Annotated in this window: 18 protein-coding genes and 1 tRNA gene; 7 read left to right on the top strand and 12 right to left on the bottom strand. The window is 72.5% G+C overall.

All coding sequences use genetic code 11. The features are described 5' to 3' along the window. Nucleotides 1-21: 21 nt before the first annotated feature. The 3 genes from ACFVVA_RS39665 to ilvA all read right to left on the bottom strand — a co-directional run bounded on the left by ACFVVA_RS39665 (nt 22) and on the right by ilvA (nt 3,289). Entirely contained in the window at nt 22-879 is an 858-nt protein-coding gene (locus tag ACFVVA_RS39665) for an ABC transporter permease (protein ID WP_387695537.1), read from the bottom strand. Nucleotide 880: 1 nt separating this feature from the next. Beyond that, on the bottom strand, nt 881-1,924 hold the full coding sequence (locus tag ACFVVA_RS39660; RefSeq protein WP_387695536.1) for an ATP-binding cassette domain-containing protein: 1,044 nt from the start codon (nt 1,922-1,924) through the stop codon (nt 881-883). Nucleotides 1,925-2,077: 153 nt separating this feature from the next. Next, nucleotides 2,078-3,289, bottom strand: coding sequence for a threonine ammonia-lyase (gene ilvA, locus ACFVVA_RS39655; protein ID WP_359914017.1), 1,212 nt, complete (start codon nt 3,287-3,289; stop codon nt 2,078-2,080). A 122-nt stretch (nt 3,290-3,411) separates the two neighbouring features. Here ilvA and ACFVVA_RS39650 point away from each other — a divergent pair, with 122 nt between their 5' ends. After that, nucleotides 3,412-3,894 carry a MarR family winged helix-turn-helix transcriptional regulator gene (locus ACFVVA_RS39650; protein ID WP_387695534.1) on the top strand — a complete coding sequence of 161 codons (483 nt, stop codon included), beginning with the start codon at nt 3,412-3,414 and terminating at the stop codon, nt 3,892-3,894. 32 nt (nt 3,895-3,926) lie between these two features. On the opposite strand, the gene ACFVVA_RS39645 is transcribed toward ACFVVA_RS39650, so the two are convergent. Continuing rightward, the gene (locus tag ACFVVA_RS39645; protein WP_359914023.1) at nt 3,927-5,081 is read right to left on the bottom strand and encodes a cystathionine gamma-synthase; all 1,155 of its coding nucleotides are present in this window, start codon (nt 5,079-5,081) and stop codon (nt 3,927-3,929) included. A 262-nt stretch (nt 5,082-5,343) separates the two neighbouring features. Between ACFVVA_RS39645 and msrA the strand changes: the two genes are divergently transcribed. Together msrA and ACFVVA_RS39635 are read left to right on the top strand one after the other, a co-directional pair. After that, the gene (gene msrA / locus ACFVVA_RS39640; RefSeq protein ID WP_387695533.1) at nt 5,344-6,009 is read left to right on the top strand and encodes a peptide-methionine (S)-S-oxide reductase MsrA; all 666 of its coding nucleotides are present in this window, start codon (nt 5,344-5,346) and stop codon (nt 6,007-6,009) included. Between the two features lie 162 nt (nt 6,010-6,171). Then, a complete protein-coding gene (locus tag ACFVVA_RS39635) occupies nt 6,172-6,534 on the top strand; it encodes a cupin domain-containing protein (RefSeq protein ID WP_380634530.1) in 363 nt (120 codons plus the stop codon). 10 nt (nt 6,535-6,544) lie between these two features. On the opposite strand, the gene ACFVVA_RS39630 is transcribed toward ACFVVA_RS39635, so the two are convergent. From ACFVVA_RS39630 to ACFVVA_RS39610, 5 genes are all read right to left on the bottom strand, one after another. Further along, a complete protein-coding gene (locus tag ACFVVA_RS39630; protein ID WP_387695531.1) occupies nt 6,545-7,330 on the bottom strand; it encodes a hypothetical protein in 786 nt (261 codons plus the stop codon). Beyond that, complete coding sequence (locus ACFVVA_RS39625) at nt 7,327-7,878, bottom strand: SigE family RNA polymerase sigma factor (RefSeq protein ID WP_387695530.1); 552 nt, start codon at nt 7,876-7,878, stop codon at nt 7,327-7,329. The genes ACFVVA_RS39630 and ACFVVA_RS39625 overlap by 4 nt, the downstream gene beginning before the upstream one ends. Before the next feature lie 92 nt (nt 7,879-7,970). After that, a complete protein-coding gene (locus ACFVVA_RS39620; RefSeq protein ID WP_387695529.1) occupies nt 7,971-9,266 on the bottom strand; it encodes an Ig-like domain-containing protein in 1,296 nt (431 codons plus the stop codon). 200 nt (nt 9,267-9,466) lie between these two features. After that, nucleotides 9,467-9,805 (bottom strand): hypothetical protein, encoded by a 339-nt coding sequence (locus ACFVVA_RS39615; protein WP_359914041.1) that lies wholly within the window; start codon nt 9,803-9,805, stop codon nt 9,467-9,469. Nucleotides 9,806-10,341: 536 nt separating this feature from the next. Next, nucleotides 10,342-11,742 carry a cystathionine beta-synthase gene (locus tag ACFVVA_RS39610; RefSeq protein WP_359914044.1) on the bottom strand — a complete coding sequence of 467 codons (1,401 nt, stop codon included), beginning with the start codon at nt 11,740-11,742 and terminating at the stop codon, nt 10,342-10,344. Nucleotides 11,743-11,958: 216 nt separating this feature from the next. Here ACFVVA_RS39610 and ACFVVA_RS39605 point away from each other — a divergent pair, with 216 nt between their 5' ends. The 3 genes from ACFVVA_RS39605 (at nt 11,959) to ACFVVA_RS39595 (ending at nt 15,554) form a co-directional block, all read left to right on the top strand. Further along, on the top strand, nt 11,959-13,041 hold the full coding sequence (locus tag ACFVVA_RS39605) for an SGNH/GDSL hydrolase family protein (RefSeq protein WP_387695528.1): 1,083 nt from the start codon (nt 11,959-11,961) through the stop codon (nt 13,039-13,041). A 63-nt stretch (nt 13,042-13,104) separates the two neighbouring features. Further along, the gene (locus ACFVVA_RS39600; RefSeq protein WP_359914050.1) at nt 13,105-14,325 is read left to right on the top strand and encodes an acetyl-CoA C-acetyltransferase; all 1,221 of its coding nucleotides are present in this window, start codon (nt 13,105-13,107) and stop codon (nt 14,323-14,325) included. 290 nt (nt 14,326-14,615) lie between these two features. Further along, nucleotides 14,616-15,554, top strand: a complete 939-nt coding sequence (locus tag ACFVVA_RS39595) for a hypothetical protein (protein WP_387695527.1) — start codon at nt 14,616-14,618, stop codon at nt 15,552-15,554. A gap of 108 nt (nt 15,555-15,662) precedes the next feature. Here ACFVVA_RS39595 and ACFVVA_RS39590 read toward each other — a convergent pair whose 3' ends face one another. The 3 genes from ACFVVA_RS39590 to ACFVVA_RS39580 form a co-directional block, all read right to left on the bottom strand. After that, complete coding sequence (locus tag ACFVVA_RS39590; RefSeq protein ID WP_387695526.1) at nt 15,663-16,046, bottom strand: hypothetical protein; 384 nt, start codon at nt 16,044-16,046, stop codon at nt 15,663-15,665. A gap of 86 nt (nt 16,047-16,132) precedes the next feature. Further along, nucleotides 16,133-17,020 carry a Bax inhibitor-1/YccA family protein gene (locus tag ACFVVA_RS39585; RefSeq protein ID WP_387695525.1) on the bottom strand — a complete coding sequence of 296 codons (888 nt, stop codon included), beginning with the start codon at nt 17,018-17,020 and terminating at the stop codon, nt 16,133-16,135. A 138-nt stretch (nt 17,021-17,158) separates the two neighbouring features. Then, nucleotides 17,159-17,240, bottom strand: a tRNA-Leu gene (locus ACFVVA_RS39580). Nucleotides 17,241-17,494: 254 nt separating this feature from the next. Between ACFVVA_RS39580 and ACFVVA_RS39575 the strand changes: the two genes are divergently transcribed. After that, nucleotides 17,495-17,839, top strand: a 345-nt coding sequence (locus ACFVVA_RS39575; protein WP_359914062.1) for an ATP-binding cassette domain-containing protein, incomplete at its 3' end; no start/stop codon positions are given.

The raw sequence follows: 17,839 nt of genomic DNA, 5'->3' as shown, positions 1-17,839 counted from the left end.
GGTGTTCCGGGCGGCGCCCGGTCAGGCGGTCGAGGAGCGGTACTTGCGCACCGACAGCCAGGAGAACACCGCGGTGATCACGATCGACCACAGCACCGACACCAGCGCCGCGTGCTGCATCGGCCAGGCGCTGTCCACCGGCCCGACCTGGTTGCCGAAGAGCACCCGGCAGGCCTGCACGGTGGCGCTGAACGGGTTCCAGTACGCGACCGGCTGGAGCCACTCCGGCATCGAGGTGACCGGCACGAAGGCGTTGGACACGAAGGTCAGCGGGAACAGCCAGATCAGCCCGGCCGAGGTGGCCGCCTCGGGGCTGCGCACCGACAGGCCGATCAGCGCGCCGATCCAGGAGAAGGCGTAGCCGAGCAGGAGCAGCAGGCCGAAGGCGGCGAGCGCGTTGAGCAGGCCGTCGTGGATCCGCCAGCCGACCAGCAGCGCGACCATCGCCAGCACGACCAGGATGAACGCGGTCTGGCACAGGTCCGCGAGGGTGCGGCCGACCAGCACCGCCGAACGGGCCATCGGCAGCGAGCGGAACCGGTCCACCAGCCCCTTGCTCATGTCCTCCGCGATGCCCGCCGAGGCACCGGCGACGGCGAAGGTGACGGTCTGGGCGAAGATGCCGGCCATCAGGAACTGGATGTACGTGTCCGAGCCGGAGTTCGTGCCGGGGATCTTGATCGCCCCGCCCATCACGTACGAGAACAGCAGCACGAACATGACCGGCTGCATCAGCCCGAAGACCACGATCTCCGGGATGCGGGTCATCCGGCGCAGGTTGCGCTTGGCGACCACCCAGGAGTCGTGCAGGGCGGCGGCGACCCCCCGGCGCTGCCTGGGTATCGCCGGGCCGATGGCGTGCTCGGTGGCGGTGCTCATCTCAGCTCTCCTTCCCGGCCGCGACGGCCTGCTTGTCCGGCCCCGGGCCGCTCCTGCCCCGGCCGCGCGCCTTGCGGCCGGCACCGTTCTCCTCCTCGGGGCGCTCCTCGGCGACGTGGCCGGTGAGGGTGAGGAAGACGTCGTCCAGGGTCGGGCGGCGCAGGCCGATGTCGTCCATCTCGATCCCGCGGGAGTCCAGCTCGCGGATCACGTCGGCGAGCACCCGGGCGCCGCCGGTGACCGGCGCGGTGATCCGGCGGGTGTTCCGCTCCACCGTCGGTTCGTTCAGCGCGTAGCCGGACAGCGCGGCGACCGCGTCGGCGACCAGGCCGGGCTCGTGCACCACGACCTCGATCCGCTCGCCGCCGATCTGCGCCTTGAGCTGGTCGGCGGTGCCGCGGGCGATCACCCGGCCCTGGTCGACGACCGCGATGTCGTGGGCGAGCCGGTCGGCCTCCTCCAGGTACTGGGTGGTGAGCAGCAGCGTGGTGCCCTGCTCGACCAGCGTCTCGATGACCTCCCAGAGCGCGAGCCGGTTGCGCGGGTCGAGGCCGGTGGTCGGCTCGTCCAGGAACATCACCGGCGGCCGGACGACCAGCGCGGCGGCGAGGTCCAGGCGCCGGCGCATGCCGCCGGAGTAGGTCTTGGCGGTGCGGTCCTTGGCCGCGGTGAGGTTGAACCACTCCAGCAGCTCCAGCGCCCGGGCCTTCGCGGCACGGTTGCTCATCTGGTAGAGCTCGCCGACCATGGTGAGGTTCTCGAAGCCGGTCAGGTACTCGTCGACCGCCGCGTACTGGCCGGACAGGCCGATCAGGCTGCGGACCCGGTTGGGGTGCTTGAGCACGTCGACCCCGGCGACCACCGCGCGGCCGGAGTCGGGGCGGAGCAGGGTGGTGAGGACCCGCACGGTGGTGGTCTTCCCGGCGCCGTTCGGGCCGAGCAGCCCGAGCACCGTGCCCTCGGGGACGTCGAGGCTGACGCCGTCCAGGGCTCGTACGTCACCGAAGGTCTTCACCAGGTTCTCGGCTTGGATGGCTGGCGCCATGGCCTTGCCTCATCTCCTCGAACATATGGGGCGATCTGTCCCACTTTGCCCTGATATTGGGCGCACGGGCGACCCGATTCTCGGCCCGCGGGGCCAGAACGCGATGTATCGCGAGTCTCCCAGTACGCGATATATCGCGTCAAGGGAGGGTGCTCAGCGGGAGACCACGTACCCCGCGTCCCGCAACTCCCCGACCACCAGCGCGCAGTGCTCCGGTCCCTTGGTCTCCAGGTGCAGGTCCACCTCGACCTCGGTCAGCCCCAGCCGCGGGTCGATCCGCACGTGCGCCACGTCCAGCACGTTGGCGTCCACCCTGGTCAGCACCGACAGCAGGTCCGCCAGCGCGCCCGGCCGGTCCGCCAGCCGCACCCGCAGCGACAGGTAGCGCCCGGCCGCCGCCAGCCCGTGCCGCAGCACCCGCTGCATCAGCTGGGGGTCGATGTTGCCACCGGACAGCACCGCCACCACCGGGCCCTCGAAGGAGTCCGGCTGCTCCAGCAGCGCCGCGATCGGCGCCGCCCCGGCCGGCTCCACCACCAGCTTCAGCCGCTCCAGCCCGAGCAGCAGCGCCCGCGACAGCGCGTCCTCGGAGACCGTACGGATGCCGTCCGCCAGCGTGTTGACCACCTCGAACGGGATGTCGCCCGGGCGCCCGACCATGATCCCGTCCGCCATGGTGGCGAAGTGCTCCAGCGACACCGGCCGCCCGGCCGCCAGCGAGGGCGGGTACGCGGCCGCACCGGCCGCCTGCACCCCGACCACCCGCACGTCCGGCCGCAGCGGCTTGACCGCCGCCGCGATCCCGGCCAGCAGTCCGCCGCCGCCCACCCCGACCAGGACGGTCCGCACCTCCGGGCACTGCTCCAGGATCTCCAGGCCGACGGTCGCCTGCCCGGTGACCACGTCCCAGTGGTCGAAGGGGTGGATGAACACCGCGCCGGTCGCCTCCGCGTACCGCTGCGCGGCCTGCAGGGCCTCGTCCACGGTGGCACCGTGCAGCCGCACCTCGGCGCCGTACTCGCGGGTCGCCGCGACCTTCGGCAGCGGCGCGGCCACCGGCATGAACACCGTGGAGCGCACGCCCAGCAGCGCGGCCGCCAGCGCCACTCCCTGGGCGTGGTTCCCGGCGCTCGCCGCCACCACCCCGCCGGCCCGCTGCACCGGCGAGAGTCCCGCGATCCGCACGTACGCCCCGCGCAGTTTGAAGGACCCGGTGCGCTGGAGGTTCTCGCACTTCAGGTGGACCGGCGCACCGATCAGCCCGGAGAGGTACCGGCTGCCCTCCATCGGGGTCACCCGTGCGACGCCGGCGAGCATCTTCTGGGCACCGCGGACGTCGTCGAGGGTGATCGGCCAGGTGTGCATGGCGCCAGACTACGGGTGGGGGCGGCGGCAATCCGGGATGTCGGGCCTGTTCCCGGGCCCGCCCGGCCCGCGTACTCTGCTGCTTCTGAGCCTCCCTCACCGCACGACGATCGTGAGCCGCGATGACGACGACCTCGCCCCAGGCCACCGACCGCATCGACCCCGTGCACGCCCGACTCCAGTACCAGCTCGCGGTGTTCGCGCGCCGGATGGAGCAGGTCCGGACCTCCGACGGCGGGGTCGGGGCGCTGGACCGGGCCGCCTATCTGCTGCTCGACCGGCTGGAGCGGCACGGGCCGGCCAACGTCAAGGCCCTGGCCGAGGCCCTGGGCGTGGACTCCTCCACGGTGACCCGCCAGGTCGCCCCGCTGGTCGCGGCCGGGCTGGTCGGCCGGGTGCAGGACCCGGCCGACCGCCGTGCCGTACGGCTCGCGCTGACCTCGCACGGCGTCGGCCGGCTCACCGAAGTCCGGGACGGCCGGGCCGAGTTGACCCGCCGCCTGATGGCCGACTGGCCACCGGAGGAGCAGCACGCGTTCTGCGCCCTGCTGGCCCGCTTCAACCTCGCGATGGAGACGTACACGGCGGACCAGCAAGGGCAGTGAACGGCAACGAGGGGCCGCGGGCCCCTACCGCCTCAGCCCAGCGCCTGCTTGAGGTCGGCCAGCAGGTCGTCGATCGACTCGATGCCGACCGAGACGCGCACCAGGTCGGACGGCACCTCCAGCGCCGAACCCGCCACCGAGGCGTGGGTCATCCGGCCCGGGTGCTCGATCAGCGACTCGACGCCGCCGAGCGACTCGCCGAGGGTGAACAGCTGCGCGCGGTTGCAGACCTCGACGGCCGCCTCCTCGCCGCCGGCGACCCGGAACGAGACCATGCCGCCGAAGGCCTTCATCTGCTTGGCCGCGATGTCGTGGCCGGGGTGCTCGGGCAGGCCCGGGTAGAGCACCTGGCTGACCTTCGGGTGGCTCGCCAGCAGCTCGGCGACCTTCTCCGCGTTGGCGCTGTGCCGGTCCATCCGGACGCCCAGCGTCTTGATGCCGCGCAGCACCAGCCAGGCGTCGAACGGGCCGGAGACGGCGCCCATCGCGTTCTGGTGGTACGCCACCTCCTCGCCGAGGCCCGCGTCGGCCAGCACCAGCGCACCGCCGACCACGTCCGAGTGGCCGCCCATGTACTTGGTGGTGGAGTGCACCACGGCGTCCGCGCCGAGCGCGATCGGCTGCTGGAGGTACGGGCTGGCGAAGGTGTTGTCGACCACCAGCAGCGCACCGGCGCCGTGGGCGACCTCGGCGAGCGCGGCCAGGTCGGTGATGCCCAGCAGCGGGTTGGACGGGGTCTCCACCCACACCGCGCGGGTGTTGGGGCGGATCGCCTCGCGGACGGTGGCCAGGTCCTGGGTGTTGGCCACGGAGAACTCGACGCCCCAGCGGGTCAGCACCTTGGCGAACAGCCGGAAGGTGCCGCCGTAGGCGTCGTTGGGGATCACGATGTGGTCGCCCGGCTTGAGGATGCTGCGCAGCAGGGTGTCCTCGGCGGCCAGGCCGGAGGCGAAGGCGAGGCCGCGGGCGCCGCCCTCCAGCGCCGCGAGGCACTCCTCCAGCGCGGTGCGGGTCGGGTTGGCGCTGCGGCTGTACTCGTAGCCGCCCCGCAGGCCGCCCACCCCGTCCTGCTTGTAGGTGGACACCTGGTAGATCGGCGTGACGACGGCCCCGGTCTGGGGGTCTGCCTCCTGACCCGCGTGGATGGCGAGGGTCTCGAAGCCCTGAGGAAGCTGGTGCTCGGTCATGGGTCCGAGCCTAGTGTGCGAATGCCGTCGAGCCCGCACGAACCGACGATCGGGACGAACGCGCAGGTGGGAGCGGGGGTACGGCGGGCCGCAGGCGCGGCGCGCGGGCCCCTTCGGCCACCGCGACCCTATCGGTCGAACACGCGTTCAGCGCCGGGCCCGACCGGCCGCCGCCGACGGCCGCGACGGCCGCTCCCGGAATCCGGGGGCGGCCGTTCGCGTTGCACACCGTGCCAGGATCCCCGACCCGCTGGAGCAGGCCGTGCTGTTCAACCGCCACAAGACCTCGCTCGTCCCCGCCGACCAGGCGCTGCCCGGCCGGCCGACCCCGGCCTTCACCCTGACCGAGCCGCACACCGTGCTCGGTCACCCGCTGACCGGCCCGTACCCGGACGGCCTGGAGGTGGCCGACTTCGGGCTCGGCTGCTTCTGGGGCGCCGAACGCGTCTTCTGGCAGCTCCCCGGCGTCTGGACGACGCTGGTCGGCTACCAGGGCGGCCACACCCCCAACCCGACGTACGAGGAGGTGTGCAGCGGGCTGACCGGGCACACCGAGGCGGTCCGGGTGGTGTACGACCCGGCGGTGATCCCCTACGAGCGCCTGCTGAAGACCTTCTGGGAGGCGCACGACCCGACCCAGGGCAACCGCCAGGGCAACGACGTGGGCACCCAGTACCGCTCCGCCGTCTACACCCACTCCCCGGCCCAGGCCGAGGCCGCGGCGGCCACCCGGGACGCGTTCCAGCCCTCGCTGACCGCGCTCGGTTACGGCCCGATCACCACCGAGATCGCCCCGGCGGGCCCGTTCCACCCCGCCGAGCCGTACCACCAGCAGTACCTGTCGGAGGCCAAGAATCCCAGCGGCTACTGCGGTCTCGGCGGCACCGGGGCCTCCTGCCCGATCGGCGTGGCCCGCACCCGGGGCTGACCTCCCGGGCACTGGGGAAGGCCCGGACGCGGCCCGGGGCGGGCCCGGGAGCGGCCACTCAACGTGACCGATCCCCGATCGGGGCGCAGACTGGAAGGGCCAGCAGGGCCGGCCCGGCCACCCGCTGGTGGCCGGGCCGTCCTCGTGGGAGAGGAGTGCGCCATGTCCGGTCTCTACCAGCGGAACTTCGACGATCCCGAGGAAGTCCGTCCCTTCGAGGAGGGTACGGGGGAGCTGCGGCTGGTCAACCTGGACGGCGGCCCGGTGGGCCGGGCCGTGTTCGAACCGGGTTGGCAGTGGTCCAAGCACGTGAAGCCGATCGCCGGGACCGACAGCTGCCAGGCCTCCCACGCCGGGTACGTGGTCTCCGGCCGGATGAAGATCGTCATGGACGACGGCCGGGGATTCGAGGTCGGCCCCGGCGACTTCATGCTCTGTCCGCCCGGGCACGACGCCTGGACGGTGGGCCCGGAGGCCTGTGTGATCGTCGACTGGCAGGGCTTCGCGGACTACGCGAAGCGGTGAACGGAACGCCTCAGAGCATGGCGGGCGGCTTCTCCACCACCCCGTCCGCCGCCTGGCCGGGGCTTCCCGCCAGGAGCTTCCCGGCGGCGTCGTAGGCCCCGACGGCCGGGACGGCCTGCAGCCTCCCCGTCCGGAGGTCGGCCCGCGGCAGGTCGCCGTAGTAGGAGATCCAGCCCTGCATGCCCGGGGTGGTGAGCAGGGTGGCGACGGTGGGCCTGCCGCCCACGAAGAGGACGATCCGGGCCGGGGTCGGCCCCCGGTAGTAGCTGTGCACGACGAGGCGGTCGGCCGTCTCGTTGTAGGCCAGGGTGATGCCGGGCCGGTCGTACGGCATGCCGGGGGCGGAGAGGACGTCGGTGCACGCCGTGCGCCCATAGGTGCCGGTCGCCGGTTCGACGGTGTCCTGGCAGTCCTGGGCCGGGGTCACCGACAGCCGGATCCCGGGGACCACCTCGACCTTCTCCTTCGCCGCGACCCGCTTCACCGGCGACAGCGGCAGCCCGGTCGGCGACGGCGCGGTGGGCACCGGGACACCGGGCGCCCCCGCGGCCGTCGCGGCCGAGGGCGCCGTCGCTGCCCCGGCCCCGCCCGCGATCCGCCCCGCGTGCCGGGCGTTCCCGGCCGTCACCGCCGTCACCCCGCAGACCACGGCCACCGCGACCACGGCGGCCCCGGTCCCGGCCCTGCGCCTGGCCCGGCGGCGTCGGGCGCCCGCGATGATCACCACCGGGTCCGGCCCGACCGCGTAGGGGTCCTCGTCCTTGAGCAGTTCGCCGATCCGGCGCTCGAAGCTCATACCGTCACCTCGATGTGCGTCGTGGGACCCACCGCCACGCCGGAGCGGTCGGCGAGTTCGGGCAGTGCGCGCAGCTTCGACATCGCCCGGTGCAGCGTGCTCTTCACCGTGCCCGGGGCGATGCCCAGTTCGGCCGCGATGGCGGCCTCGGTGAGGTCTCCGTAGTACCGCAGCACGACGACCGTCCGCTCCCGGCGGGTGAGCGTGCCCAGCGCCTGGTGCAGCACGGCCCGTTCGGCCTGCCGTTCGGCGAGGTCGTCGGCGAGCGGCCGGTCGGGGACGCGTTCGATGGGCAGCTCGTGGTTGCGCAGCCGGCGCCACCAGTCGCGGTGCTGGTTCACCACGATCCTGCGGACGTACGCGGTGGGGTCGTCGCCGGTGATCCGGTGCCAGTGCAGGTAGGCGCGTTCCAGCGCCGACTGCACGATGTCCTTGGCCCGGTCCGGGTCTCCGGTCAGCAGCTCGGCCAGCCGCAGCAGTTGGCGGCCGCTCCCGGCGACGAACGCGCTGAACTCGTCGTCCTGTCGCTGCCTCTGCTCGCGTTTCACACCCGTCCTACTCCTCGGGCGGACCGCGAGGTTCGGTCCGCCCGGGAAGTTCTTCCGGCCGAGAGTGCTTCCGGCCGGGGTGCGGCGGCGGGTCAGACGGCGCTGCCGGCCTTCCAGGCGGCCCAGCCCATGTTCCAGCCGTTCAGGCCGTTGTCCGGGGCGACCGTCTTGTCGCCGGAGTTCACGACCTCGACCACGTCGCCGACCATCGAGGACTTGTAGAACTTGAAGCCGTCCGTACCGGTGTCCTGGGCGCCCTGGGCGTCCCGCAGGCCGATGCAGCCGTGGCTGGTGTTCTGGCCGCCGAAGATCGACGGCGAGGACCAGTAGTTGCCGTGGATGAAGGTGCCCGAGGTGCTGAGGCGCTGGGCGTGCGGCACGTCCGCGATGTCGTACTCGCTGCCCAGGTTGACCGTCTGGGAGTTCATCCGGGTCTGGGTGTACTGCTCGGAGATCACCATCTTGCCGCCCCAGGTGGTGTGCTCGGGCGAGCCGCCGGAGATCTTGTACACCGCGCTGACCTGGCCGTCGGTGGTGACGGTGAGCTTCTTGGTGGCGAGGTCGGCAACGCTGGTCTGGGCGCGGCCGATGGTGAAGCTCACGTCCTTGGACTGGGTGCCGTAGACGCCCTTGGCGCCCTCGACGTCCTTGAGCCGGAGCTTGAGGGTGACCTTGGTGCCCTTGGCCCAGTACTCCTGCGGCCGGAAGTCGAGGCGGGTGCTGGAGAACCAGTGGCCGACGATCTCGACGCCCGGCTCGGCTATCACCGTGATCGCCTGCTGGACGGCCTTGCGGTCGGTGACCGGCTTGCTGAAGTTGATCGAGACCGGCATGCCGACGCCGACGGTGGAGCCGTCCTCGGGGGTGAAGTAGCCCACGAAGGTGTTGGCCGGGGTCGCCGTGGTGAAGACGGCGTTGGAGTCCGCCTCCAGCTTGTCCTTGTCGAGGGCGGTGACGGCGACGGTGTACTTGGTGCCGCTGGCGGGGGCGGCGGCCGAGGTCCAGCCGGTGCCGTCGGCGGAGAGCTGGCCGACCAGCTCCTTGCCGGTGCTGTCGGTGACCTTGACGCTGCTCAGGGTGCCGTTGGCGACGGTGACCTTGACCGGCTCGCTGAAGCTCGCGGAGGCGGCGCCGTCGGCCGGGGCGACGGTGATGACCGCGGCCGAGGTCTTCGGGGCGCTGCTCGCACCGCCACCGGCCGGGGTGCCGTTCGCTCCGCCGGAGCCGCTGCCGCCGCCGTTGCCGCCGGCGCCGTTACCGCTGCCGCCGCCGCTGTTGTCGTTGCAGGCCGCCAGCAGCAGGACGGGCGCGCCGATCAGTCCCGCGAGGACTCCGCGTCGGCTCCAGTTGCTTCCGGCCACCCGCCCCTGACCGTCCCGTGCCGTCACGTCGCGTCTCCCTGCTGATCATCCCGGGCATTACGGATACAGAAACGCAATACGCCCGTTCACGGTTCCATCACCGAAGGGTAAGCGATCGTATGAGATGACCCAACTTCCCGACGAACAGGGACGAAACGCCCGGCCCGCGGAGCGGACCGGGCGTTCACGGGTGGTGACGGCGAGCACCGTCACCCGGCGGTTCCGTCCTACTCGGCGGACCCCTCCACCTGGTACTCGTCCCACTCCTCGTCGTCCGGGTCGAACTCGGTCTGCGCCGACTCCCAGGTCGCCGAGGCGAGCTCCACGCCGGGCACGTCGCCGAGCAGCGCGACGGGGTCGATGAAGTGGGCGAGCGAACCCGACGGGTCCACCTCGATGGCCTCGACGGACTGGGCGCGCTCCTCGTCGTCGAGGTACTCGTCCGCGGTGACCGCCTCCAGGGCGGCGGCCTTCAGCGCGCCCTCGTCGGTGATCTCCGCGATGAGCTCGATCTTCACCCGGACGTAGCGCGGGGCATCCTGGTCGGTCGTTTCAGTGCTGGTCATGCGTGCGAGCGTACGGGACGGCCGCGCCCGGCGCGGAGCACGGGCGGCCGCCCGGAGCACACCCCGCGCGCCCGGCGCGAGCAGCGCGAACGGAAGGGGCCGGCCCCTCGGAGAAGGACCGGCCCCACCGTTGCCCCGCCTGGGCTCCCCCACCCGGGAGCCGCGGGGACACGCGCCGTGCGGCGCGGTGCTGCCGCGGGAGCCGCCGCACCCTGTCAGCCGGCCGGGGCCGGGCAGGGGCGGGACGACGGCGCCTCCCACGGCGGAGGACACAGCGGCCGGGTCAGGGCCACCCGATGTGTCCGGAGCCGACCGCGGTCGCCGGGGAGCCGCTCCCGGACGGTTGCCGTCGCCTCACTCGGCGTCCTGCCGTTGACCACCACGATGCCCGAGCCGTGTTAACCACGTGCTGCGGACAGGTGACGCCGGTGTACCACTTCCGCCGTGGACGAATCCTCCGCGCCCGTCCGCGGCAACGGGAGCGTGACGACAGGGCGGTGACGGGGCGCCGGCGACGGGACGCCGGTGACGCCGGGTCAGTGCTGGCTGCGACCGGTCAGGAAGCCCAGCAGGTCCTGGCGGGTGACGATGCCCTGCGGCTTGCCCTCGACCAGCACGACGGCCGCGTCGGCCTTCTCCAGCACGGTCATCAGGTTGGTGACGGTCTCGCCCGAGCCGACCACCGGCAGCGGCTTGGACATCACCTTGTCCAGCGTGTCGGTGAGCTCGATGTCCTTGGCGAAGATGCCCTCCAGCAGCAGCTTCTCCACCACCGAGCCGATCACCTCGCCGGCCATGATGTCCGGGTGGCCGGCCCCCGGGGAGACCACCGGCATCTGCGAGACGCCGTACTCGCGCAGCACCCGGACCGCCTCGGCGACCGTCTCGTTGGGGTGCATGTGGACGAACTGCGGGACGCCGCCCTGCGCGATGGACTCCTTGCGGGCCAGCACCTCGCCGATGTGCGCCTCGTCGGTGGACGAGGGCAGGAAGCCGTAGTCGGCCATCCAGTCGTCGTTGAAGATCTTCGACAGGTAGCCGCGGCCGCCGTCCGGCAGCAGCACCACCACGACGTCGTCCGGCCCGAGCCCGCGGGCCACCTCCAGCGCGGCCACCACGGCCATGCCGCAGGAGCCGCCGACCAGCAGGCCCTCCTCCTTGGCCAGGCGGCGGGTCATCTGGAACGAGTCCTTGTCGGAGACGGCGACGATCCCGTCCGCGACGCCGCGGTCGTAGGCGGTCGGCCAGAAGTCCTCACCGACGCCCTCGACCAGGTACGGCCGGCCGGTGCCGCCCGAGTAGACCGAGCCCTCCGGGTCGGCGCCGATCACCTGGACCTTGCCGCCGGAGACCTCCTTCAGGTAGTTGCCGGTGCCGGAGATGGTGCCGCCGGTGCCGACGCCCGCCACGAAGTGGGTGATCTTCCCCTCGGTCTGCTCCCACAGCTCCGGGCCGGTGGAGTGGTAGTGCGAGGCCGGGTTGTCCGGGTTGGAGTACTGGTCCGGCTTCCAGGCGTTCGGGGTCTCCCGGACCAGGCGGTCGGAGACGTTGTAGTACGAGTCCGGGTGCTCCGGAGCGACGGCGGTCGGACAGACGACCACCTCGGCGCCGTACGCGCGCAGGGTGTTGATCTTGTCGGTGGACACCTTGTCCGGACAGACGAAGATGCACTTGTAGCCCTTCTGCTGGGCCACGATCGCCAGGCCGACACCGGTGTTGCCGGAGGTCGGCTCGACGATGGTGCCACCCGGCTTGAGGGCGCCCGAGGCCTCGGCGGCCTCGATCATGCGCATCGCGATGCGGTCCTTGACCGAGCCACCGGGGTTGAAGTACTCGACCTTCGCCAGCACTGTCGCGCTGATGCCCTCGGTGACCTTGTTCAGCTTGACCAGCGGCGTGTTGCCGACCAGATCGATGATCGAGTTGTGGTACCGCACGGGGATCCTCCCGGAGTGTGGGCGTGCGACTGCTTATCGGTACTGCAAAGCGTAGGGCGTGGCACCCGCCCCGCGGTTCCCCTCCATCCCACCGCCCCCAATGGCCCACCCCCGCCGACACCCCCGGTACTCCCGGCCCCCGCGCGGGTAAGAGCGCTGTGCAGGCATTGCCGTGGCCCGGAGGGGCCGGCAGGAGCACGGGAAGGGGGCACCGGGATGCCAGGGGCGCAGCACTCGCGGGCCCGGGTGGCCCGCCGGATCGCCACCGCGGCGGCGTACGGCGGCGGCGGGCTCGGCCTGCTCGGGGTGGGCCTGGTCGGCCTGCTGCTGACCGAGAGCAAACTCGCGATCCAGGCCATCGGCGTCCTGGAGACCCACCCGCCCCGGGCCGACGGCGTCTACGGCGAGGCCTTCGCCGACCACTCCGCCGCCCCGCAGGCCCCGCTCGTGCTGGCCGTCCTCGGCGACTCCACCGGCGCCGGTCTCGGCGTGGCCCGCTCCGGCGAGACGCCGGGCGCGCTGCTGGCCGCGGGCCTCGCCTCGGTGGCCGAGCGCCCGGTCCGGCTGGTCAACGTGGCCCGCTCCGGGGGCCGCTCCGCCGACCTCTCCGGCCAGCTGGAGCAGGCGCTGCCGCACCGCCCGGACGTCGCCGTGATCATGATCGGCGCCAACGACGTGACCCGGCACAGCCCGGCCCAGCTGGCCGTCCGCCAGCTCGGCGAGGCCGTCGCCGCCCTGCGCGCCAACGGCTGCGAGGTGGTCGTGGGCACCTGCCCGGACCTCGGCACGATCAAGCCGGTGCGGCCGCCGCTGCGCTGGGTGGCCCGCCGGCTGAGCCGGCAGCTGGCCGCCGCGCAGACCATCGCGGTGGTGGAGGCGGGCGGCCGGACGGTCTCGCTGGGCTCACTGCTGGGCCCGGAGTTCGCCGCGCGCCCCGAGATGTTCGCCGCCGACCGCTACCACCCCTCCGCCCAGGGCTACGCGACCGCCGCGATGGCCGTACTGCCCTCGGTCTGCGCCGTGCTGGGGCTCTGGCCCCAGGAGGACCGCCCGGCCACGGCCGTCCGGGGCGCCGCGGTGCTGCCGGTCGCGGTCGCGGCCGCCGCGGCGGCCGGGCGGGAGGGCACCGAGGTGGCGGCCGTGGCGGCGGAGGGCGCGGGCCGCCGCTGGGCCCAGCTGAGGCACCGGCTGCGGATCGGCCCGACCGGCCCGGAGAGCGGGAAGGAAGCCGGTCCGCATCCCGGCGAAGCCCCTGGGAATACGTCGGCCAGCTCACACGCTGGTGCGGGTGACGACTGACCTACCAGGCGGTAACTTTCCTCCCGGACGCCAGGTCCGCCGTCACCCAGCGAGGAGCCCGCCATGCCCGAAGCCGTCATCGTCAGCGCTGCCCGTTCGCCGATCGGCCGGGCCTTCAAGGGCTCGCTCAAGGACGTCCGCCCGGACGACCTGACCGCCCACGTCATCCAGGCCGCCCTGGCCAAGGTGCCCCAGCTCGACCCCCGCCAGATCGACGACCTGATGCTGGGCTGCGGCCTGCCCGGCGGCGAGCAGGGCCACAACCTGGCCCGCATCGTGGCCGTCCAGATGGGCATGGACTACCTGCCCGGCGCGACCATCACCCGCTACTGCTCCTCCTCGCTGCAGACCACGCGGATGGCGCTGCACGCGATCCGGGCGGGCGAGGGCGACGTGTTCGTCTCGGCCGGCGTGGAGACCGTCTCCCGCAGCGTGAACGGCACCTCGGACGGCATGCCGGGCACCATGAACCCGGTCTTCGACGAGGCCCAGGCGCGCACCAAGAAGCGCGCGGAGGAGGGCGGCGGCGCGTGGCACGACCCGCGCGAGGACGGCCTGCTGCCGGACGCCTACATCGCGATGGGCCAGACCGCCGAGAACCTGGCCGCGCTCAAGGGCATCACCCGCGCCGAGCAGGACGAGTTCGGCGTCCGCTCGCAGAACCTCGCCGAGGCCGCCATCGCGTCCGGCTTCTGGGAGCGCGAGATCACCCCGGTGACGCTCCCGGACGGCACCGTGGTCAGCAAGGACGACGGCCCGCGCGCCGGCGTCACCCTGGAGGGCGTGTCCGGTCTGAAGCCGGTGTTCCGCCCGGACGGCACCGTGACGGCCGGTAACTGCTGCCCGCTGAACGACGGCGCGGCCGCGCTGGTCATCATGTCCGACACCAAGGCCCGCGAGCTCGGCATCACCCCGCTCGCCCGGGTGGTCTCCACCGGCGTCAGCGCGCTCTCCCCCGAGATCATGGGCTACGGCCCGGTCGAGGCCTCCCGGCAGGCGCTCAAGCGGGCCGGCCTGACCATCGACGACATCGACCTGGTCGAGATCAACGAGGCCTTCGCGGCCCAGGTGATCCCCTCCTACCGTGACCTCGGCGTGGACCTGGACAAGCTGAACGTCAACGGCGGCGCGATCGCGATCGGCCACCCCTTCGGCATGACCGGCGCCCGGATCACCACCACCCTGATCAACTCCCTGCAGTGGCACGACAAGCAGTTCGGCCTGGAGACCATGTGCGTCGGCGGCGGCCAGGGCATGGCGATGGTCGTCGAGCGCCTGAGCTGACCCCCGGGTCACCCTCCGAAGGGTCTGGACCACCCATTTGGAGTGACGCAGCGTAATTGAGGGCCGAATCACACCGCGAGGTCGATCCGGCCCTCTTTTCGTTCGTTTTCGGCCCGGAAATCGACACTGCGGAGCGGATCAACTCCACTGCGTAGAACGGTGTTACCTAACAATTTGGGGACAAGAGCGAAAGTCCTGGACGAATTGGACATTCGCCACTGCGGTAACAGCCCCGCATGCGGCAGTGTGGACACGTAACCCCGTTCCGCTCCTCGCTAGGAGTACGTTCCGTGAGCGCCGTCTACACCATCCTGCTGCTGATCCTGATCGCCGTGTCGACCGCCGTGCTGCTCCACCTCCGCGGACTCTCCCGCCGACTGGACGCGCAGGCCGCGGCCCCGGCCGAGCCCGCCCCGGTGGACGAGGCCGCGATACGCCGGGCCGTCGCCGAGGCGCTCGCCGCCGACCGCGAGCGGGAGATCACCGAGGCCCGGGCGTTCTGGGCCGAGCAGGAGGCCCGCGCGGCCGAGGACGCCCCGCTGTTCGACTCCCCGTTCTCCGGCGCGTTCTCCGGCACCGACGAGTGGCCGCTGTTCTTCCCCCGCCCCACCGGCCCGCAGGACGCCGTCGACAACGCCGGGACGATGGACCCGGAGTTCGGCGAGGCGCTGCGCTCCGCGCTGGAGGACCTGATCAACGAGGGCGGCACCGCCCCGGCCGAGCCCGGCACCGAGGGCGGTGTCCCGCTGCGCCCCGGCCACCCGTCCGGCGAGACCAAGGACGCCCGGGCCCGCCGCGAGGCCGACCTGCTGGCCACCGGCCTGGAGGCCGGGCTGCTGGACGCCGATCAGGCCGTCGAGGAGGCCCCGGTCGCCGCGCCCGACCCGCGCCGCCACCCCTCGCACCCCGACTTCGTGCCCAGCCAGGCGCCGTCCCGGGAGTGGACCGACACCCGGCTCGCCGCCCTCGCCGAGGAGGCCGTCGCCCTGATCGACGTCCGCCCCGGCCCGCTGGGCACCCTGGACGTGTACGCCTTCGCCGACGGCACCACCCTCTGCGTGGCCCCGGGCGACCGGGAGGCCGCCTACCGGCTGATCGACGCGGTCCGTGCCGGTGAGCACGTCCGACTGCTCGGCGGCTCGCGCTTCTCCGGCTCGTACTCGCTGACCTTCTCCACCGACGAGGAGGCCGTCTACGTGCTCGCCGACCGGGTGGTCGCCAGCATCTGACACCGGCTCACCGGATCGCCGGATCACCAGCGCGCGGCGCACCGAAGGCCGGCCGGGTCACGGGGTTACCGACCTGGCCGGCCTTCGGCGTGTGCGCGTCCCGGGGCCTCAGCCGCAGAGCGCCGCCGTCTCCCGCACCGCGGCCACCGCCGCGGCCAGCACCTCGGCCGCCGCCACCGGCCCGTCCGGCAGCGCCACCTCCGCGCCCTCCGGCAGCGCCGCGAGCGCGGCCGCCAGGTCGTGGGCGGCGACGGCCAGCTGGTCCCCCGCCGCGAAGGCCCCGGCGTCCGGGAACTCCCGCCGCGGGCCGCCCTCCACCGCCGCCGTCAGCGCGACCAGCCGCCGGGCCAGCTCCAGCGCCGCCGCCGCCCGCGACCCGTACCCGGGCACGGCGCCCAGCAGCTTGCTCTGCGGCAGCGAGCGGAAACGATCCGCCAGGGATTCGGCGGCTTCGACCAGGGGATCCACGTCCAGGGGCGCTACGTCATGCATGGCAGCGAGCCTAGGCGAAAAGCCGCCGGGCCCCGGAGCGAGTCGCTCCGGGGCCCGGCGGCAGTGGTTCACGAAGGAAGGGACCGTCAGTCGTCGCCGCGCAGGATCGCGATCAGCCGCAGCATCTCCATGTAGATCCAGACCAGCGACAGGGTCAGCCCGAAGGCGGCCCGCCAGGACTCCCGCTGCGGGGCGCCCTGGGCGATGGCCTCCTCGATCGACGCGAAGTCCAGCGACAGGAAGAAGGCGCCCAGGCCGATGCCGATCAGGCCGACCACGATGCCCAGCGGGCCGGAGCGCAGGCCCATGTCGGCGCCGAAGGCCATCGCGACCATGTTGACCATCATCAGCAGCACGAAGCCCAGCGCGATCGCGATGCCGATCCGCTGGTAGCGGGCGGTGACCCGGATCTTTCCGCTCTTGTAGGCGAACAGCATCGCCGCGAAGACCGCCGCCGTACCCAGGACCGCCTGGATCACGATGCCGTTCAGCCAGGTGTTGAAGGCGTGCGAGACGGCGCCCATCGCGAAGCCCTGGAGGGCCGCGTAGGTGAGGATCAGCGGCGGGCTGACGCTGCGCTTGAAGGAGACCACCAGGCCGACGACCATGGCCACCAGGCTGGCGGCGATCGCGAAGCCGAAGTTCTCGAACGGCAGCGCGAACCAGGCCACCGCGCCGGCGACGACCAGCGTCAGCAGCGTCATGGCGGTGCGGGCGACCACGTCGTCCAGCGTCATCCGCCCGGTGGCCGCCGGGCCGGCCGACGGCCCGTTGTACAGCTCGTAGAGCTGCTCGTCGGTCATGGGGGCCTGGCCCTGCGGCTGCTGGGCGTAGGGCGTACCCGCGTAGGGGTTCTGACCCTGCGCGTTCTGGCCGTACGGGCTCCCGGCCTGCGCGGTGGTACCGAACCCCGCGTAGCCGGAGTCGCGGGTGAAGGACCCCTCCCGCGAGAAGACCGGGTTGCTGCTTCTCATTGCTCATTCCCTCCGTGGCGGCACTGCACCGCCCGTGTACAAGGGTAATGGCTTGGCAAAAATTCCGGGATACGCCGCGAGGAGGATCCGGTGAACAACGACCGGCGGGGACGCCGTCGGCGCCCCCGCGGTTGTCAGTGCCCGGAGCCGGACTCGAACCGGCACGGCCTCGCGGCCAAGCAGTTTTAAGCTGCCCGTGTCTGCGTTCCACCATCCGGGCTCTTGCGAAACCACCCTGAGCCTAGTCGCCCGACTCACTCTTTCGCATGTTCCCTGCCCCGGAAGTTGTCATGTTTCCTTGCCATCTGACGAACTGTCCGGGATTCGGCCACGAAGGATATCCGTTCCGGCCATCCCGCCGCCTCAGGGTTCACGTCATACCGCAGGAGGAGGGTCCAGCCCTCCCGTACGCCCAGCGGCGGTAGGGCCAACCGTCCGGCGGAGCGACGCAAGACCATGATCACGTCGCGGAGCATGGAGGTACAAGTCCACGAGCACAAGGAGCCCCCCGTGACCACGCCGACCGCAACCGCCGTCCGCACCGGCCTGGCGGCCGCCCGAGCCACCGGCCTGAACAAGGTCTACGGGGAGGGGGAGACCCGCGTCGTCGCCCTCGACAACGTCACCGTGACCTTCCCCCAGGGCGAGTTCACCGCCATCATGGGCCCGTCCGGCTCCGGCAAGTCCACCCTCATGCACTGCATGGCCGGCCTGGACACCGTCTCCTCCGGCTCCTCCACCATCGGCGACACCGAGCTCGTCGGCCTCAAGGACAAGCAGCTCACCCAGCTGCGCCGCGACCACATCGGCTTCATCTTC

This window comes from Kitasatospora sp. NPDC058048 (genome assembly GCF_042885555.1).
In the GTDB taxonomy this organism is placed as follows: Bacteria; Actinomycetota; Actinomycetes; order Streptomycetales; family Streptomycetaceae; genus Kitasatospora; species Kitasatospora lactacystinica.
This window is presented reverse-complemented; position numbering and strand designations above follow the sequence as displayed.

What these genes read in the sequence shown, in the direction of transcription:
- ACFVVA_RS39665 (WP_387695537.1), bottom strand. Translation starts at nt 879, where the DNA reads ATGAGCACCGCCACCGAGCACGCCATCGGCCCGGCGATACCCAGGCAG.
- ACFVVA_RS39660 (WP_387695536.1), bottom strand. Translation starts at nt 1,924, where the DNA reads ATGGCGCCAGCCATCCAAGCCGAGAACCTGGTGAAGACCTTCGGTGAC.
- ilvA (WP_359914017.1), bottom strand. Translation starts at nt 3,289, where the DNA reads ATGCACACCTGGCCGATCACCCTCGACGACGTCCGCGGTGCCCAGAAG.
- ACFVVA_RS39650 (WP_387695534.1), top strand. Translation starts at nt 3,412, where the DNA reads ATGACGACGACCTCGCCCCAGGCCACCGACCGCATCGACCCCGTGCAC.
- ACFVVA_RS39645 (WP_359914023.1), bottom strand. Translation starts at nt 5,081, where the DNA reads ATGACCGAGCACCAGCTTCCTCAGGGCTTCGAGACCCTCGCCATCCAC.
- ACFVVA_RS39635 (WP_380634530.1), top strand. Translation starts at nt 6,172, where the DNA reads ATGTCCGGTCTCTACCAGCGGAACTTCGACGATCCCGAGGAAGTCCGT.
- ACFVVA_RS39630 (WP_387695531.1), bottom strand. Translation starts at nt 7,330, where the DNA reads ATGAGCTTCGAGCGCCGGATCGGCGAACTGCTCAAGGACGAGGACCCC.
- ACFVVA_RS39615 (WP_359914041.1), bottom strand. Translation starts at nt 9,805, where the DNA reads ATGACCAGCACTGAAACGACCGACCAGGATGCCCCGCGCTACGTCCGG.
- ACFVVA_RS39605 (WP_387695528.1), top strand. Translation starts at nt 11,959, where the DNA reads ATGCCAGGGGCGCAGCACTCGCGGGCCCGGGTGGCCCGCCGGATCGCC.
- ACFVVA_RS39600 (WP_359914050.1), top strand. Translation starts at nt 13,105, where the DNA reads ATGCCCGAAGCCGTCATCGTCAGCGCTGCCCGTTCGCCGATCGGCCGG.
- ACFVVA_RS39590 (WP_387695526.1), bottom strand. Translation starts at nt 16,046, where the DNA reads ATGCATGACGTAGCGCCCCTGGACGTGGATCCCCTGGTCGAAGCCGCC.
- ACFVVA_RS39585 (WP_387695525.1), bottom strand. Translation starts at nt 17,020, where the DNA reads ATGAGAAGCAGCAACCCGGTCTTCTCGCGGGAGGGGTCCTTCACCCGC.